The sequence below is a fragment of the Pseudomonas sp. D3 genome, assembly GCF_029320995.1.
Taxonomy (GTDB): Bacteria; Pseudomonadota; Gammaproteobacteria; order Pseudomonadales; family Pseudomonadaceae; genus Aquipseudomonas; species Aquipseudomonas paraveronii.
This window is the reverse complement of record NZ_CP119772.1, coordinates 547,274-560,589: the sequence shown is the minus strand read 5'-3', so window position 1 is coordinate 560,589 and position 13,316 is coordinate 547,274. Positions and strand designations below refer to the sequence as shown.

The 13,316-nt window shown below is 61.6% G+C and carries 10 protein-coding genes and 1 tRNA gene; 7 read left to right on the top strand and 4 right to left on the bottom strand.

The window, feature by feature from the left end:
* Positions 1–63 precede the first annotated feature (63 nt).
* The gene (locus P3S72_RS02390) at positions 64–1,725 is read right to left on the bottom strand and encodes an OFA family MFS transporter (protein ID WP_247397308.1); all 1,662 of its coding nucleotides are present in this window, start codon (positions 1,723–1,725) and stop codon (positions 64–66) included.
* 322 nt (positions 1,726–2,047) lie between these two features.
* On the opposite strand from P3S72_RS02390, the gene P3S72_RS02385 reads away from it, so the two are divergent.
* The 4 genes from P3S72_RS02385 to P3S72_RS02370 all read left to right on the top strand — a co-directional run bounded on the left by P3S72_RS02385 (position 2,048) and on the right by P3S72_RS02370 (position 5,779).
* Positions 2,048–4,267: an AsmA family protein gene (locus tag P3S72_RS02385; RefSeq protein ID WP_276195864.1), complete on the top strand. Its 2,220-nt coding sequence runs from the start codon at positions 2,048–2,050 to the stop codon at positions 4,265–4,267.
* Positions 4,264–5,331, top strand: coding sequence for an A/G-specific adenine glycosylase (mutY, locus tag P3S72_RS02380; protein ID WP_276195863.1), 1,068 nt, complete (start codon positions 4,264–4,266; stop codon positions 5,329–5,331). Before P3S72_RS02385 ends, mutY begins: the two co-directional genes overlap by 4 nt.
* A complete protein-coding gene (locus tag P3S72_RS02375; protein ID WP_017849944.1) occupies positions 5,328–5,600 on the top strand; it encodes an oxidative damage protection protein in 273 nt (90 codons plus the stop codon). Before mutY ends, P3S72_RS02375 begins: the two co-directional genes overlap by 4 nt.
* Positions 5,601–5,703: 103 nt before the next feature.
* Positions 5,704–5,779: transfer RNA gene (locus tag P3S72_RS02370), tRNA-Phe, on the top strand.
* A gap of 142 nt (positions 5,780–5,921) precedes the next feature.
* Here P3S72_RS02370 and P3S72_RS02365 read toward each other — a convergent pair.
* Together P3S72_RS02365 and P3S72_RS02360 are read right to left on the bottom strand one after the other, a co-directional pair.
* Positions 5,922–7,529: a hypothetical protein gene (locus P3S72_RS02365; protein ID WP_276195862.1), complete on the bottom strand. Its 1,608-nt coding sequence runs from the start codon at positions 7,527–7,529 to the stop codon at positions 5,922–5,924.
* Positions 7,530–7,607: 78 nt separating this feature from the next.
* A complete protein-coding gene (locus tag P3S72_RS02360; protein ID WP_276195861.1) occupies positions 7,608–8,582 on the bottom strand; it encodes an arsenic resistance protein in 975 nt (324 codons plus the stop codon).
* Between the two features lie 172 nt (positions 8,583–8,754).
* Here P3S72_RS02360 and P3S72_RS02355 point away from each other — a divergent pair, with 172 nt between their 5' ends.
* Together P3S72_RS02355 and P3S72_RS02350 are read left to right on the top strand one after the other, a co-directional pair.
* Complete coding sequence (locus P3S72_RS02355; protein WP_276195860.1) at positions 8,755–9,675, top strand: alpha/beta fold hydrolase; 921 nt, start codon at positions 8,755–8,757, stop codon at positions 9,673–9,675.
* Between the two features lie 70 nt (positions 9,676–9,745).
* On the top strand, positions 9,746–10,159 hold the full coding sequence (locus P3S72_RS02350) for a hypothetical protein (RefSeq protein WP_276195859.1): 414 nt from the start codon (positions 9,746–9,748) through the stop codon (positions 10,157–10,159).
* A gap of 426 nt (positions 10,160–10,585) precedes the next feature.
* Here P3S72_RS02350 and gabP read toward each other — a convergent pair whose 3' ends face one another.
* Entirely contained in the window at positions 10,586–11,977 is a 1,392-nt protein-coding gene (gene gabP, locus P3S72_RS02345) for a GABA permease (RefSeq protein WP_247405981.1), read from the bottom strand.
* A 553-nt stretch (positions 11,978–12,530) separates the two neighbouring features.
* Between gabP and P3S72_RS02340 the strand changes: the two genes are divergently transcribed.
* Positions 12,531–13,304: an ABC transporter ATP-binding protein gene (locus P3S72_RS02340; protein WP_247405983.1), complete on the top strand. Its 774-nt coding sequence runs from the start codon at positions 12,531–12,533 to the stop codon at positions 13,302–13,304.
* The last annotated feature ends 12 nt before the right edge of the window (positions 13,305–13,316 follow it).

The following is a 13,316-nucleotide window of genomic DNA, read 5'->3' as shown; positions in this document are numbered from 1 at the left end:
TTCGCGACCCAGCGGGAGCAAGCTCCCTCGCCACAACAAGACTGCCCACAGGGGCAGACGGTCTTAGTGGAACAGTACCGCCGTCTTCTGCAGGGTCACCCACACACCCCACGCCAACGGAATACCCACGACCAACCATGCCGCGACAGCCAGCGGCTTGCTGCCGGCGGAGGCTTGCCATTCGAGCACGGTGCTCGAATCGGCGCCCTTGTCATGGCCCAGCGCCTGTTCGGCGGCCAGTTCGGCGTCGGTCATGAAGTACTTGTCGTCCACCGGGCGCACCAGCAAGTTGCAGATGAAACCCAGCACCAGCAGGCCGGCGAGGATGTACAAGGTGATGTCGTAGGCAGCGGCGCGTTCGACGCCGATGCTCAACTGATACTCACGCAGGTAGTTCACCAACACCGGGCCCAGCACGCCCGCCGCAGCCCAAGCGGTCAGCAGGCGACCGTGGATCGCGCCGACCATCTGGGTGCCGAACAGGTCGGCCAGGTAAGCCGGAACGGTCGCAAAACCGCCGCCGTACATCGACAGGATGATGCAGAACGCCGCCACGAACAGCGCCACGTTGCCCAGGTGCCCCAGGTTCGGGATCAGTGCATACAGGGCAAAGCCCAGGGCGAAGAACACGAAGTAGGTGTTTTTACGGCCAAGGTAGTCGGAGAACGACGCCCAGAAGAACCGGCCACCAATGTTGAACAGGCTCAACAACCCGGTAAAGCCCGCCGCAATCGCCGCGATCGACGCCAGTTGCCCGGCATTCAGTTGACCGAACGGCACATCCACACCCAGCAACTTGCCGCCGAACACTTCCTGCAGCAGCGGCGAAGCCATGCCGAGGATGCCGATACCGGCAGATACGTTCAGGCACAGCACCAGCCATACCAGGCGGAATTGCGGAGTTTTCCAGGCCACGTTCACGTGAACGTGACGGTGGGTGATCATCGCGTTGCTGGCTTTTTTCTCCGGTGCGGTCCAGCCCTCAGGCTTCCAGCCGGTCGGCGGGACGCGGTACGACAGTGCGCCACCGATCATGAACACGAAGTAAATCGCCGCCATCACCAAAAAGCTCTGCCACACGCCCACGCTGGTTGGCGAAGCGAAGTGCCCCATCAGCGCCGCCGCCAGGGGCGCACCCACCATTGCGCCGCCGCCGAAGCCCATGATCGCCATGCCGGTAGCCATGCCGCGCTTGTCCGGGAACCACTTGATCAGGGTCGACACGGGCGAGATATAGCCCAGCCCCAGGCCGATACCGCCAATGACGCCGGAGCCGATCCACATCAACCAGATCTGGTGGGTATAAATCCCCAGCGCCGAAATCAGCAGGCCACCACACCAGCACAATGCCGAGACGACGCCCGCCTTGCGTGGCCCGGCATGTTCCAGCCAGCCGCCCCAGATCGCTGCCGAGCAGCCCAGGAAGATGAAGAACAGGGTGTAGATCCAGCCGAGCATGGAGATCGGCCAGTCGCACTGGGACGAGAAGACCTGGGCGATAAAGCTCATATCCGGCGCGCAGGCGACCGGCGTGGTGATCCCCAGCGCCTTGGACAGCGGCAGCCAGAACACCGAAAAGCCGTAGGCCATGCCGATACACAGGTGGATGGCCAGGGCGGCCGGTGGAACCAGCCAACGGTTGAACCCGGGCTTGGCGATGATGCGCTCCTTGGACAGGAACGCAGGCTGCGCGGCAGTGATACCCGCCGCAGTGCTAGTGCTCATTGGTGTTTCCCCCAGTTATTAGTATGTGTTCGTCAGGCGCGCTCTCCTTCGGCCTTGCACGCAAAGCGTGGCCGTTTTGTTGAATAGAACTCCATTTAAAGCGCGACGTTACGTCGCAGAAGGCGGACGAACGCGCAGAGATTAGCATCAACGGCGTACAGAAAAACCAAAGTGCCACTACCTTTTGGGAATTATTTGTGTTTTTTGACGCCAGAATACCGTCCCGACGCTAGATACAATGTAACGATCCGTGAACTGACGCAGGCCATCGGGCGCTATACTCTGCGGCTAAATTTTGAAATCGACATACAAGGACTCGCCCATGAAAGCGTTCGGCAAAATCCTGGGTCTGGTACTTCTCGGGCTGTTGCTGATCATTGTGGCTCTCGGCTTTGCCCTGACCCATCTCTTCGATCCCAACGACTACAAAGACGAGATTCGCCAGATTGCCCGCGACAAGGCCCACATCGAGCTGACGCTCAATGGCGACATCGGCTGGAGCCTGTTCCCCTGGCTGGGCCTGGAACTGCACGAAGCCAGCGTCGCGACCCTGACCACCCCGACCCAACCGTTCGCCGATCTGCAGATGCTCGGCCTGTCGGTACGCGTGCTGCCGCTGCTGCGCCGCGAAGTACAGATGAGCGATGTGCGTGTCGAAGGCCTGAACCTGCGCCTCAACCGCGACAAGCAAGGCCACGGCAACTGGGAAGACATCGGCAAGAACGCCCCCGAGGCGACCACCGATACCCCAGCCCCAGCGCAACCGGCGGAACCGGCGACCGAGGTGAAGGCAGAGAAACCGCCGCAGCCCATCCGCCTGGACATCGACAGCCTGACCATCAACAACGCCCGCATCGAATACAACGATGAACAGACCGGCAAGCAGTTCAGCGCCGAAAGCATCCAACTGAGTGCGGGCGCCATCCACGAAGGGGCAAGTATTCCGCTGAAGCTCACCGCGTTCCTCGGCAGCAACCAGCCGGTCATGCGCGTCAAGACCGAACTCAACGGCAACCTGCGCATTCAGCGTGCGCTCAAGCGTTATCAGTTCGAAGACATGAGGATCAGTGGTGAAGCCACCGGCGAGCCGCTGCAAGGCAAAACCGTGACCTTCTCCACCCAAGGCCAACTGCTGGTGGACCTGGCGGCCAACATTGCCGAATGGACCAACCTGAAACTCTCGGCCAACCAGTTGCGCGCCCTCGGCGAACTGAAGGTCAACGACCTGGACAAGACCCCGCAGATCAGCGGCGCGCTGTCCATCGCCCAGTTTGACCTGGCCAAGTTCCTCGACAGCATCGGCAACCCGCTGCCACCGATGGCCGAGGACAGCCTGAGCAAGGTCGAGCTGGTCAGCCGCCTCCAAGGCACGCCCACCCGCCTGGCCCTGGAAGACCTCAACCTGAAACTCGACAGCAGCACCTTCACCGGCCGCGTCGCCGTGGACGATTTCGCCAAGCAATCGCTGCGCGTGCAACTCAAGGGTGACACCTTCAACGCCGACGACTACCTGCCGGTCAAGTCCGAATCCGCCAAGGGCGCAACCGCCGCACGCCAAGCCGAAGTTCAGGACAGCGAAGCCGGCGCCATGGCCGCCGGCGGCACCACACCGCTGCCGGACGCCCCCACCAAAGGCGCCTGGAGCACCGACAAGCTGCTGCCGTTGACCCGCCTGCGCACACTGGACGTGGAGGCCGACCTGGCCTTCGGCCAACTGACCCTGAGCAAGCTGCCGATCCAGAACGCCGTGCTCAAGGCCAGCGGCCTCAACGGCCAGCTCAAGCTCGAAAGCCTGAGCGGCGGCCTCTACAACGGCAGCTTCCAGGCCAATGGCAGCCTCGATGTACGCCAGGATATTCCAGTGCTGGCGCTGCAAAGCCATATCAAGCAAGTGCCGGTCGAACGCATCCTGCAAGCCCAGGGGCAGACGCCGCCGATCAAGGGCCAGATCACCCTCGACAGCAACCTCAGCGGCCGAGGCAACAGCCAAAAGGCACTGATCGATAGCCTCAACGGCAACGCCAGCTTCGTGATCAACAACGGCGTGCTGCTCAATGCCAACCTTGAACAGCAACTGTGTACCGGCATCGCCCTGCTCAACCGCAAGACCCTGAGCAGCGAGCCACGCGCCAAGGACACACCGTTCCAGGAATTGAAGGGCAACCTGACGTTCCGCAACGGCGTGGCCAATAACCCCGACCTGAAGGTGCGCATCCCGGGCCTCACGGTCAACGGCAACGGCGACATCGATCTGCGCGTGCTGGGTATGGATTATCGCGTCGGCATCGTCGTCGAGGGTGACCAGCGCGAAGTGCCGGACCCTGCGTGCGAGGTAGGCGCCAACTTCCAGGGCATCGAAGTCCCGCTGCGCTGCCGTGGCCCGCTGGAGCTGGGCGCCAAGGCGTGCCGCCTGGACAAGGACGGCCTCGGCCAGGTCGCCATCAAGGCCGCCGGCAACCGCCTCAACGAGAAGCTGGAAGAGAAGCTCGACAAAGTTAACCCACAGTTGAAAGACGCGTTGAAAGGCCTGTTCAAACGATGAAAAACGAGCAGTTTTCCGAGGCGGTACTGAACTGGTACGACCGCCACGGTCGCCATGACCTGCCTTGGCAACAGGGCATCACGCCCTACCGGGTGTGGGTCTCGGAGATCATGCTGCAACAGACCCAGGTCAGCACCGTGCTCAATTACTTCGACCGCTTCATGGCCTCCCTGCCAACGGTCGAAGCCCTGGCTGCCGCACCGGAAGACGAGGTACTGCACCTGTGGACCGGCCTGGGTTACTACACCCGCGCGCGCAACCTGCAGAAGACCGCGAAGATTGTCGTGGCCGAGTACGCCGGCGAGTTTCCCCGCGACGTGGAGAAACTCACCGAACTGCCTGGCATCGGCCTGTCCACCGCCGGCGCTATCGCCAGCCTGAGCATGGGCCTGCGCGCGCCGATCCTCGATGGCAACGTCAAACGCGTGCTGGCACGCTTTACCGCGCAGGAAGGCTACCCAGGCGAACCCAAGGTGGCCAAACAACTCTGGGCCACCGCAGAGCGCTTCACGCCCCACGACCGCGTCAACGCCTACACCCAGGCGATGATGGACATGGGCGCCACCCTTTGCACCCGCAGCAAGCCCAGTTGCCTGCTATGCCCGCTGGAAAAAGGCTGCGAAGCCCACATGCTCGGCCTGGAGACGCGCTACCCGATCCCCAAGCCGCGCAAGACCATCCCCCAGAGGCGCACGCTGATGCCCATGCTCGCCAACGGCGACGGCGCGATCCTGCTTTACCGTCGCCCGTCCACGGGCCTGTGGGGCGGTCTGTGGAGCTTGCCGGAGCTGGACGACCTGCAAGACCTCGAACACCTCGCCCACCAGCACGCGCTGGAACTGGGTAAACAACAGGAACTGCCGGGGCTGATCCACACCTTCAGCCACTTCCAACTGGCCATCGAACCCTGGCTGGTCCAGGTCGAGGAATCTGCCCACCACGTGGCCGAGGCCGACTGGCTCTGGTATAACCTCGCCACCCCGCCGCGCCTGGGCCTTGCCGCCCCGGTGAAAAAACTGCTGAAGCGCGCGGCCGACGTATTGAACGCAGGAGTTTCGTCATGACCCGCACCATCATCTGCCGCAAGTACCACGAAGAACTGCCCGCCCTGGAGCGCGCCCCGTTCCCGGGTGCCAAGGGCCAGGACATTTTCGATCACGTCTCCGCCAAAGCCTGGGCCGACTGGCAGAAACACCAAACGCTGCTGATCAACGAAAAGCGCCTGAACATGATGAACGCCGAAGACCGCAAATACCTGCAAGGCGAGATGGACAAGTTCTTTTCCGGCGAGGATTACGCCAAGGCCGAAGGCTACGTGCCGCCTGCTCAATAATTGAGCAAAAATCGGGGTCGGCACGTAAGCGACGGTAATAATTAAATATTTTTTGAAAACTTGCTTGACGACCCCCTGAAAAACCAGTTTAATGCGCCCCGTTGCCCAGATAGCTCAGTCGGTAGAGCAGGGGATTGAAAATCCCCGTGTCGGCGGTTCGATTCCGTCTCTGGGCACCACTATTAAGTTTCAGGTGGTGCAAGTATCATCTGAAGCACACAAAAAACCCGCCCAGTGCGGGTTTTTTGTTGTCTTCGTTTTACCGATCCAAAGCGGGGCGGCTCACCGCCGCCCCAGCATGCAATACCCGCCTCGCGCCGTCTACTTGAGCAAAAACACCAACAACGGATTGTCGTTCAGTCGTCCGTTGAACATCGGTGCCAGGTGCTCCACTGGAGTCCCCTTCAACTGCTCGGTTTCCTTGCGCGCCACGATCACCCAGGACGGCCGCGGCAGTGCCTCCAACTGATCCAGTTGGTTGCGCCCGATAAACAGCGGCTGCTCGTCGTGATCCAGGTTCATCATGTAGCGCACCCCCCAGGTGTCCCGCCCAAGGCCGACAAACACCAACGTTCCCGGTTCTTCTGCGCGAAGCGCTTCCACCTGACTGACAAACTGCCGGGTGTCGAACTGCAGGTCCTTGGCCGGCTCCACCACCGTCACCAGCAACAACCACTGCGCGGCCAGTGCGATCGCACTGAGCCACACCAAGCGCCCCTCCCGGCGCCAGGCGATCAATGCCGCCACCTGCAGGATCACCAACACGCCGATCAGCAACGGCAACGAAACGTCCGGCCAGTAACCGTGCTTTTGCCACCCGTGCCGACACACAAAGACTGCAACCACGCACAACGCCGGCAGCGCTGCGACGAGCCACGTGTAACAGCGACGCAGCCCGACAAACCCTTTCTGCGCGTGGAGCAGCCCATAGGCGGCGACAGCGGCAAACATCGGCACCATGGGCAGGATGTAATAAGCGCGCTTGAAGTGCGGCACCGACAGCCCGAGCAGAATCATCAAGCCGCAGGCGCCGAGCCGTGCGACCAGCTGCACGTCGTCGCTGCCCCAGCGTTCCGACCAGCGATGCCGCAGCGCAACCATGCTCGCCAAGGCCAGGGGCACCACGGGGAAGTAACGGTACAGGCTCAGTTGGAAGTAGAAATAGAACGGTTCGCCGGTTTCATCGAGGCGCCCACCGACTTGCATCTTGAACACTTCATCGGCAAAGGCCTGGCCCCCACTGATCCGTGCCAATTGCATCAGCAGCCACCAGCAACACGCCAACAGCAGCAACCCGAGAACGCCGTGGATCAGCACTTGCTTGAGCCGCTCTCCCGGGCGACCCAACGCCCAGTACACGCAGACCACACCGCAGACTTCGATCAAGCCCAACGGCCCGCGAATCGCAAAGCCCAGGATGAACAGCGGGAACACCGCCAGCCGCCGTAGGCGCGAGCCAAGGCGTTCGCCACTGTGCAGCAGGTAGAAGCTGCCGACGCATAACAGCGCCACCATCTGATCCAGGCACACCGAGCGCGACTTTTCGAGCAACTGGGTGGTGAGCAAGGTCAGCAGCACCGTCAGCAGCGCCCAGGGGCGACTGGAAGGGACCAGCAAGCGATAGATCAGCGCCACCACTCCGGCAGAGGCCAACGCGGTGGGCAGGATATTCGCCAGGTGGTTGGGCGCGCCGAACAACCGGGCGAATACAAAACTGAAGAACGTCGCGGTACCGGGATAGTCAGCGTAAGGCTGGCCGTAGGTGGTCGGAAAAAGACTCGCCCCATGACGAAACATTTCCTGCAGGAACAGCGCCCAGCGTCCGTCAAACCCTTGGGGCTGCTGATCCCAGATTCCCAAGGTAAACAGCAACAAAGCAATCAGGAAAATGCCCAGGGACTCCAGGCGAAAACGGTTGCGGTGATCCATCGATTTTCCTGCCAGGTGGGAAGCGCCGGGTTATGGTGCCGAACGCATCCCAAATAGCGCCTGAACAGACCTGAACATTCATGCTTCTGGCCGATCTGCGCGCCACACCAACGCCGGAATCAGGCGAACGTAGATCAACTCGCCAATCAACTCGACCAGGGTTTGCAGGATCACCGCCGTCGCAGCCAACCCGCGCACGCCTTCGGGCAACGCCAGCGCCAGGGGCAACACCACCAGCGAGTTACGCGTCGACGCGCTGAACGTTACCGCGCGCGCCGTGACCGCCGGCAGCGCGAACAATCGCGCGGCGAACATCCCCATCAATGGCGCCAGCAGCACGAAGCCGACGTAGACCGGAATCACCGGCAGCAGCAGGCCGATATCGCGCACCACCGAGGTGATTTGCGAGCCGATCACCACAAACAGCACCGCTGCCATCGCCGGCACCGGTAACCAGGCCCAGGCACTGTTCCAAGCGTTGACGACCGGGGATCGCCCCGCCAGCGACGTGGTGCTCACCGCCAGCACCATCGGCACGACGATCAACAACAAGAACGCCTCGACAAACGGCCACACCTCCACCACCACCGCAGACTGCGCACCCAGGATCAAACCCAGGTACACCGGCAACAGCACCAACTGCAGCAACAACAGCACCGGCGTCGCGGCCAGCATCAAGCGCGAGTCGCCCTTGCCGATATGGGTAAACACCACCACGTAGTCGATGCACGGCGTCAGCAACACCAGCAACGCGCCCACCAGCAAGGCCGGGCGCTCCACCAGGCCACGCGTCAGTAGCCACACCAGCATGGGCACGAGGATGAAATTGGCCAGCAGCAACGCCGCCAGGAAACGCTGGTTGCCCACGCCTTGGCGCAGCGCCAGAAACGGGATTTGCAGGAACATCGCATACATCAGCACCGCGATGGCCGGCGTGACCAGCAAGCCGAGGCCATGCGCCCATGACGGCGCGAGCAGACCGAAAGCGGCGGCCAGGAGGACGGCGACGAAGTAGATGGGGATCTGGTTGTGTTCGAGGGTGTCGCGGGTCATGGGCTGACTCAGCTCGATCGAAAGATCGCCAGCCTAAGCACCCAAGAGGATAACGTCGAGCAACGTGACAGTCTTCGTGCCCATGACGGCCTAAATTTGGTAGTTTCGACTTCTTATAAAAAGCGCGCGGGCCTACACGCCCACAACAAAAGCGCAGATATCGAGTTGACCTATGGACCTGCCCACCAGACCCACCCCCGAAGCATTCCTCGACCCCGCCGCAGACGGCTACCCGCTTGGCGGCTTCACCTGGCGTCATATCCGAACCGACCCTACACGCCCGGTCGTCATCATCAACGCCGCCACCTCCGTGCGCTGTCGCCACTATTCACGCTTTGCCGACTACCTGTTCGCCAACGGCTTCGACGTCATCACCTACGACTATCGCGGCATCGGCGAGTCTCGCTGCGGCTCGCTGCGAGGCTTCAAAGCCTCATGGTCGGATTGGGGCAGCCTGGATTTCGAGGCGATATTGCAGCGGGCGCAGCGCGAGTTCCCGGGGCAGCCGATCGACGTGGTCGGTCACAGCTTTGGCGGTTGTGCGGCGGGGCTGGGGGCGTCGGGCGCGGTGATTCGGCGCCTGGTGACGGTGGGCGCACAATTCGCCTATTGGCGCGATTACGCGGCGAGCGGGCGTTGGCGGATGGTTGGCAAGTGGCATGTGCTGATGCCACTGGTAACGGCGCTGTTCGGCTACTTCCCGGGCAAGCGCCTGGGCTGGCTGGAGGATACCCCGGCCGGCGTGGTGCGGGACTGGAGTACGCCGACGCCCAGCTATGAAACACGGCCCAGCGCGCGCGACTTGGGCGAACTAACCTTTGCTCGGGTAACGGCGCACGTGCTGGCGATCAGCATCACCGACGATCCCTTCGGCACCGTGCCGGCCATCGAGCGGTTGCTGAACTACTTCGACCGCAGCGAACGCACTCACCTGCGCATCGCTCCTGGTGATATTGGAGAAACGCAGGTCGGGCATTTCGCATTCTTTCGCAGCGAATATAAGGATCGCTTGTGGCCGATTGCACTGGCGTGGCTAAAGCATGGCGAGCTGACACCCGGCACACCGGGCCAACGCATGGCGACGCGTGCTTAGAACTCCTTGGGATTTTCCCCAACCTGCGCTTCAATACCCGATCCAGATCCTGAACCAAGGACGTGAGCCCATGGCCTCGCCAGACAAGCAGCAAAAACGCGCCCACCGGGCAAAGGCCAAGGCCAAGCAAAACCGCACCCAACGCGCCGTCGCAACCAAGCCGGATGCGTTTGCCGGCGATGACAGCCGCATCGATCTTGAGTCGGTGGATTTGACCGAACTGTTTGTCGAGATGCGCACTGCCGGCGAAATCAGCCAGCAAGCGCTGTGCGCGGTGTTCCTGGCGCACCCGCTGTTGGCATTGGTGCTGGAACAGGAAGGCGAAGAAGACGCCACCGACTTTATCCTGGCGGCACTGATCGAATATCGGCAGTGGGCCACCGACACCGAGGATGAAGCGGCGGCGCTGGCGTGGATCGAGTCGTCGGCGTTTCAGGCGGACTACGTCGCCGCATCCCAGGCGCTGGTGACTTCCCAAGACTGACGCAAAAAAATGTGGGAGGGGGCTTGCCCCCGATTCCAGTGTGTCAGTCGATATCTAATTGACTGATACATCGCTATCGGGGGCAAGCCCCCTCCCACATTTGAACTGCGGCGCAATCAAGCACCGCATTCCATCACATCAATTCAGCGCGCCGTCGCAACCAAGCCGGATGCGTTTGCCGGCGAAATCAGCCAGCAAGCGCTGTGCGCGGTGTTCCTCGCGCACCCTCTGCTGGCATTGGTGCTGGAGCAGGAAGGCGAAGAAGACGCCACCGACTTCAAGACTGACGCAAAAAAAATGTGGGAGGGGGCTTGCCCCCGATTCCGGTGTGTCAGTCGATATCTAATTGACTGATACACCGCTATCGGGGGCAAGCCCCCTCCCACATTTGAACTGCGGCGCACTCAAGCACCGCCTTCCATCACATCAATTCAGCACCGCAGCGCCGACTCTCTGTGCCTTGCGACGGCTCGAAACGAACAGCCCCGCCGCCACCACCAGCAAGCTCAGGACCCCGGTCGCGATGATCTCGACCCGATGGGCTTCCTGGAACAGCATGATGGTCAGCGTACCAACGATGAACACCATCACCGCGTAGGTCAGGCCTGGGAACAGCCACATCTTGAAGACAAGCGTCTCGCCCGCCGCAATACGTTTCTGACGCATGCGCAGTTGCGACACCGCGATCACCAGGTACACCAGCAACGCGATGGCACCGGAACTGGCCAGCAGGAATTCAAACACTGCCGCGGGCGCCACGTAGTTGGCGAAGACCGCCAGGAACGCTGCGCCCGTGGACAGCATCACCGCCCAGTAAGGCGTGCCGCTTTTGTTGGTGCGCTTGGCCACGGCGGGTGCATCACCACGACGGCCCAGGGAGAACAGCATGCGCGAGGCGGTGTACAGCGCCGAGTTGAGGCAGCTGGTCACGGCAACCAAGACCACCAGATCGACGATCAGCTTGGCATTCGGGATGCCCATGCCTTCCAGCACGGTCTGGTAGGAACCCACGGCAGCCAGGGTCGGATCGTTCCAAGGCACCAGGGACACCACGATGAAGATCGACAGCAGGTAGAACAAACCAATCCGCCAGATCACCGAGTTGGTGGCCTTGGTGATTTGCTGGCCCGGGTCCTTCGACTCAGCGGCAGCGATGGTGACAATCTCGGTGCCCATGAACGAGAACATGGTGGTCAGGATCGCCGCCAGGACCGCGCCCATGCCGTTCGGCATGAAGCCCTGGGTGTCGAAAAGGTGAGAGACACCGCTGACCTGGCTGTTCGGCAGGAAGCCGAAGATCGCCAGCAGGCCGAGGATCACAAAGCCGACGATCGCCACGACTTTGATCAGCGCAAACCAGAACTCGAACTCACCGTAGTGCTTCACGCTGAACAGGTTGGTCGCCGTCAGCAGCAAGGTGATGATCAGGGTAAACGCCCAGATGGCCACGTTGGGGAACCAGGCATTAAGAATGGTCGCGGCGGCGTTGGCTTCCAATGGAATCACCAGCACCCAGAACCACCAGTACAGCCAGCCGATGGTGAAACCGGCCCAGTGCCCGATCGCCCGATCAGCGTAGGTAGAGAACGAACCGGTGTCCGGTGACGCCACGGCCATCTCGGCCAACATGCGCATCACCAATACCACCAGCGCGCCGGCAGCGGCATAGGCCAGCAGTACCGCAGGGCCGGCGGCAGCAATCGCGTGGCCGGAGCCGACAAACAAACCGGCACCAATGACGCCGGCAATCGAGAGCATGGTGACGTGACGCGGTTTGAGCCCCTGTTCGAGGTCATTGGAGCTTTGCGTACTACTCATTGACACACCTTTACGAGGAATTGCGAAAACGATCCGCCCGGTGTGTGCCTTCCTCGTGAAAAGAAACAAACGGGGCGTTCTTTATTTTTTACGCAATATTTGCGCCAAAATATTACAGATCCGCAATTGACGCGGGCTGTAGGACGATTCAACAGACCTCGCAAGTCATTGAGAATCATGGCATTCCGCTATAGCGTTACCGAGCGACCCACTTTCACCCCAGCGAACGCACCATAAATACACACAAAAAGTACGTAACGCCCCATAAGAGGGCCAAGGAGTGCCGTTTGCCCGGTTAACCCTTCCAACACCCGCCCAAAGCTGGCACCATCGCGCCCTTTTTCACGCGAAGCCTGCGGGATTTTCAGGTTCAAACGGCTGTTCGGTTGTTGCTGGCGCGACACGCTGCTGTGCCGATGCGACACCCTGCCGCAGACCACCTGTTGACCATCCGCCGCGCTGTTGGCTGCCATCCAAACGCTATGCTAGCTTGGCGCCTCGCCAGGAAGGCAACCCAACAGCAGGAACGCAACGAACACAATGAGGACCGCACATGGCTCTGGCCGCGCCCGCGCTTGAAATCCGCAACTTGCATAAACGCTATGGTGAGCTGGAGGTACTCAAAGGTATCTCGCTGACCGCTCGCGATGGCGATGTGATCTCGATCCTGGGTTCCTCCGGCTCCGGCAAGTCCACATTCCTGCGTTGCATCAACCTGCTGGAAAACCCGCACCAGGGGCAGATCCTGGTGGCCGGCGAAGAGCTCAAGCTCAAGGCGGCGAAGAACGGCGAGTTGATGGCCGCCGACGGCAAGCAGATCAACCGCCTGCGCAGCGAAATCGGGTTTGTGTTTCAAAACTTTAACCTGTGGCCGCACATGAGCATCCTCGACAACATCATCGAGGCCCCACGCCGTGTACTCGGCCAGAGCAAGGCCGAAGCCATCGAAGTGGCCGAAGCCCTGCTGGCCAAGGTCGGCATTAGCGACAAGCGCCACGCCTACCCCGCGCAACTGTCCGGCGGCCAGCAGCAACGGGCGGCCATCGCGCGCACCCTGGCGATGCAGCCCAAAGTCATCCTGTTCGACGAGCCCACCTCGGCCCTTGACCCGGAAATGGTCCAGGAAGTACTTAATGTGATCCGCGCGCTGGCCGAAGAAGGCCGCACCATGCTGCTGGTCACCCATGAAATGGGCTTCGCCCGCCAGGTGTCCAGTGAAGTGGTGTTCCTGCACCAGGGCCTGGTCGAAGAGCAAGGATCGCCACAGCAGGTGTTTGACAACCCGCTTTCGGCGCGCTGCAAACAATTCATGTCCAGCAACCGCTAACGGAGCAACCTG

Coding starts and splice junctions, on each gene's coding strand:
- P3S72_RS02390 (WP_247397308.1), bottom strand. CDS start 1,725: ATGAGCACTAGCACTGCGGCGGGTATCACTGCCGCGCAGCCTGCGTTC.
- P3S72_RS02385 (WP_276195864.1), top strand. CDS start 2,048: ATGAAAGCGTTCGGCAAAATCCTGGGTCTGGTACTTCTCGGGCTGTTG.
- mutY (WP_276195863.1), top strand. CDS start 4,264: ATGAAAAACGAGCAGTTTTCCGAGGCGGTACTGAACTGGTACGACCGC.
- P3S72_RS02375 (WP_017849944.1), top strand. CDS start 5,328: ATGACCCGCACCATCATCTGCCGCAAGTACCACGAAGAACTGCCCGCC.
- P3S72_RS02365 (WP_276195862.1), bottom strand. CDS start 7,529: ATGGATCACCGCAACCGTTTTCGCCTGGAGTCCCTGGGCATTTTCCTG.
- P3S72_RS02360 (WP_276195861.1), bottom strand. CDS start 8,582: ATGACCCGCGACACCCTCGAACACAACCAGATCCCCATCTACTTCGTC.
- P3S72_RS02355 (WP_276195860.1), top strand. CDS start 8,755: ATGGACCTGCCCACCAGACCCACCCCCGAAGCATTCCTCGACCCCGCC.
- P3S72_RS02350 (WP_276195859.1), top strand. CDS start 9,746: ATGGCCTCGCCAGACAAGCAGCAAAAACGCGCCCACCGGGCAAAGGCC.
- gabP (WP_247405981.1), bottom strand. CDS start 11,977: ATGAGTAGTACGCAAAGCTCCAATGACCTCGAACAGGGGCTCAAACCG.
- P3S72_RS02340 (WP_247405983.1), top strand. CDS start 12,531: ATGGCTCTGGCCGCGCCCGCGCTTGAAATCCGCAACTTGCATAAACGC.